General features: G+C 62.0%; 1 protein-coding gene and 2 pseudogenes. All 3 read left to right on the top strand.

Annotated features, from left to right (window positions below):
• Nucleotides 1-869: pseudogene (locus EN932_RS38495) on the top strand (hypothetical protein); the annotation flags it as partial.
• A 189-nt stretch (nucleotides 870-1,058) separates the two neighbouring features.
• The gene (locus EN932_RS31320) at nucleotides 1,059-3,359 is read left to right on the top strand and encodes a peptidase domain-containing ABC transporter (RefSeq protein ID WP_128369337.1); all 2,301 of its coding nucleotides are present in this window, start codon (nucleotides 1,059-1,061) and stop codon (nucleotides 3,357-3,359) included.
• A 20-nt stretch (nucleotides 3,360-3,379) separates the two neighbouring features.
• Nucleotides 3,380-3,709: pseudogene (locus EN932_RS31315) on the top strand (HlyD family type I secretion periplasmic adaptor subunit); the annotation flags it as partial.

Below are 3,709 nucleotides of genomic sequence, written 5' to 3'. Positions count from 1 at the left end.
CCGGATCGACCGGAGCAACCGGCTCGACCGGCGCCACAGGTGCAACCGGTAATACCGGAGCAACTGGCTCGACCGGATCGACAGGTTCGACCGGCTCTACTGGGGCAACAGGTTCGACCGGATCGACCGGAGCAACCGGCTCGACCGGCGCCACAGGAGCAACCGGTGATACCGGAGCAACAGGCTCTACTGGTTCGACCGGCTCTACTGGGGCAACAGGTTCGACCGGATCGACCGGAGCAACCGGCTCTACCGGCGCCACAGGTGCAACCGGTGATACCGGAGCAACTGGCTCGACCGGATCGACAGGTTCCACCGGCTCTACAGGTTCGACCGGTTCGACTGGAGCAACAGGCTCTACAGGTTCGACTGGCTCAACCGGAGCCACCGGTTCGACAGGTCCGACAGGTGCGACTGGCTCGGGCGGCGGGACCGGTGACCGCGATCATGGCAACAACGGTGGCGGCAACGATCCTGATGGAAGCGACAGCAGCAACCCAGGCAAGGGGCATGGCAATGACGGGTCCGACAACGATGGCTCGCCAGGTAACGGCAACCACGCCAAGGTCTCGGCCGATACGCTCGGACTCAAGGACTCCAAGCAGTTCTTGCAATCGGGCCCGACCACCAGCAGCGACACCGATAGCCAAGCCTCGTTCCGGCAGCTTGTTGGCCTGGCTGGGGGTTCGGTGACGAGCGATCTCTTGAACGTTCTCAATACGATCAAGGGCCTTAGCCCGAACCAGAACAAGACATCCGGTGCAACGTCCGACTTGACTTCTGACAAGGGCAAGCAAGGCGCCGGATACACTAACACCGACGACACGCTGAAGAAGGCAATGAAGGATATTCTGAAACCTAATGACTGAGTCCAGGTTGAAGAAAGAACGCGCGGCCCTTGCGGGAACGCAAGTGCCGCGCGTTCACCATTTCCAGGCGGGCAAAGGGCCCGTGCGGCTGGCCTATTTGGAATATAGTGCGTTTTGTCAGCAGTCCCGGCTGGGACGGCTTGCCCGGAGCATCCTTGAACCCTCGCTTGTGGGCCGGAGGGGAAGTGCATGGTGAGCATACCTCTGAACGCCGATGCACGGCCAACCTCGATCCGCGTGGACGCAGAGGCGACTGGCAAGGTTGGCAGCCAGAGCGAGGCGGGGAGGGCACCCGGCGGACCCGCCGAGTTCGACCGGATTGCCCCGCGCCTCAAGGCGGTGCTACGCGTCGCCCGCTACCATGGCGTCGAACTCGACCCGAACGAGTTCAAGGTGGCGAGCGCAAGCCCGGTTCCAAACGCGACCGATCTCTCGCAATGGGCCCAGAACGGCGGCATGTGGTCGCGTGCGCTCCGCATCCGCTGGTCGCATCTTCTGCGCTTCGAGCACACGGGACCGGTCGTCCTGCTGTTCAATGACGGTGGCGCAGGTCTCCTCACCGGGGCCAGTCCAGAGCGGAATGTCGTCTTCCTCAAAAGTGCGGATGCGCCCGAGGATGCCGAAGCCATCGCCATCGACGAGTTGCGGCTGTCGCAGGTGTGGGCGGGTGAGGCCGTGCTGTTGCGTCCAGCGCGATCCTATATCGCGGCCGATGCGCCTTTCACCCTCGGTTGGTTGATCGACCTGGTACGGTTCGAAAGCCGTTCTATGCGTGACATCGGTATCGCCTCGTTCACGCTCAGCCTCCTTACCGTTCTGCCGCCTCTCATGGTCATGACACTGGTCAACAAGGTGCTGCAGTTCAACAGCGTTTCAACCCTCGTGCTCCTGTCGGCCACAATTGCCGTCCTGTTCGTTTACGAGACGCTCCTCGGTCACGCCCGACGGCTGATCATCAACGTCGTCGGCGCCCGCCTGGATACCAAACTGAACTTGCATGTTTTCAGCAGGCTCCTGCGTCTGCCACTTGATTATTTCGAGCGTCATCCGGCCGGCGAGACGATGTACCATCTCGCGCAGATCTATCGCATCCGCGAATTCCTCACCGGAAAACTCCTCAGCACGTTCCTGGATCTGATCACGCTCTGCGTGCTGATCCCGGTGATGTTCTATATCAACGCCACGCTGGGCTGGATGGTGCTTGGCTGCGCGGGCGTAATTATGTTGATCATCTTCGCCTTTCTCGCGCCGTTGCGCCGCCGCTACCAGCAAGTGGTCGATGCCGAGACCTGGAAGGCGGCGGCGCTCGGCGAAACCGTCGTCGGCATCAAGACGGTGAAGGCGCTCGGTCTCGAACCGCAACGCAGGGCGCTTTGGGACGAGCGGGTGGCGGAAGCGGGCAGGGCGCGCCTTGCCTTCGGGCAGCTTGCCAACTGGCCGCAGACGCTTGTCACGCCAATCGAGCGTGCGATGGTCCTCGGCACCATGCTGATCGGAGCTTATCTGGCGATGAGCGACACGTCTGGCTACATGGTCGGCAGCTTGTTCGCATTCATGATGATCGCCCAACGCGTCGCACAGCCTCTCGTCGGTCTTGCTCGACTGGTCGAGGACTTCGAGGAGGTAGGGGCGGCAATCAGCGAGGCAGGATCCGTCCTCAACCGGCCCCTGGAAAGCAGTTCGAATTCCACAGGTCTGAGACCGAAGCTCGTTGGCGAGATCAGTTTCCGTGATCTGACCTTCACCTACATCGGCACCAACACGCCAGCGCTTGACCGGGTCAACTTCGACATTCCAGCAGGGACGATGTTCGGCATCGTCGGGCGCAGCGGTTCGGGGAAATCGACAATTGCGCGGCTTCTGCAGGGGATCAATCGCGATTACAGCGGTTTTCTCAAGCTGGATGGCGTCGACCTCAAGGAAATCAACCTGCGTCACCTTCGCCAGGGGCTCGGCGTGGTCCTCCAGGACAATTTCCTTTTCCGCGGGTCCATTCGAGACAACATCATCGCCGGGCGCCCCGGCCTGACCCTTTCCGACGCCATGCGAGCCGCTCACCTTGCCGGCGCCGAAGAATTCATCGAACGCATGCCCAACGGCTATGACACCTATATTGAGGAAGGTTCGCCCAACCTGTCGGGTGGTCAAAAGCAGCGGCTGGCGATTGCGCGCGCGCTCATCCACGATCCGACCGTCATGATCCTTGACGAGGCGACCAGCGCGCTTGATCCGGAGAGCGAGGCGGTGGTCAGCGCCAATCTCATGCGCATCGCTAGGGGCCGCACGATGATTATTGTTTCGCACCGGCTTTCCTCGCTGACCGAATGCGACCAGATCCTGGTCATGGATCAGGGCCAGGTGCTCGATGTCGCGCCGCATGCGACCCTGCTCGAACGATGCGCGCTCTACCGCCAGCTTTGGATGCAGCAGAACCGGCATCTTGACAACCGCCAAGCTCGTCTGGCCGCTGTGCCGCCGAGACTTGTGTGAGCATCGGCTTCGGGGCGCCCATGAGCAGCATCACCCATTCCAGTCTTCCCGTCCGGCGCCGGACAGAGCCGAGCGATCCGACGATGCCCGTCATCCTGGAATTCCAATGGCCGTCGACGGCCATCGCCAATGCGCCCGTCCCACGAATGGCGCGCGGCATGGTCTGGATCATCTCAAGCATGGTCGTTGCCCTGATAACACTCTCAGGGCTCATACCGGTCGATCAGGTCGTCTCCACCAGAGGGCTCGTGGTGTCGCAATCGCCGAATATTCTGGTGCAGCCGCTCGAGACGGCGATCGTCCGCTCGATCGAGGTGCGCGAAGGACAGCGCGTGCGAGCCGGTCAAACG

Origin of the sequence: Mesorhizobium sp. M7A.F.Ca.US.002.01.1.1 (assembly GCF_004022955.1) — a bacterium.
In the GTDB taxonomy this organism is placed as follows: domain Bacteria; phylum Pseudomonadota; class Alphaproteobacteria; order Rhizobiales; family Rhizobiaceae; genus Mesorhizobium; species Mesorhizobium ciceri.
Note: the sequence above shows the minus strand (reverse complement) of the source record. Positions and strands in the feature narration are given on the sequence as shown.

Coding starts and splice junctions, on each gene's coding strand:
- EN932_RS31320 (WP_128369337.1), top strand. CDS start 1,059: ATGGTGAGCATACCTCTGAACGCCGATGCACGGCCAACCTCGATCCGC.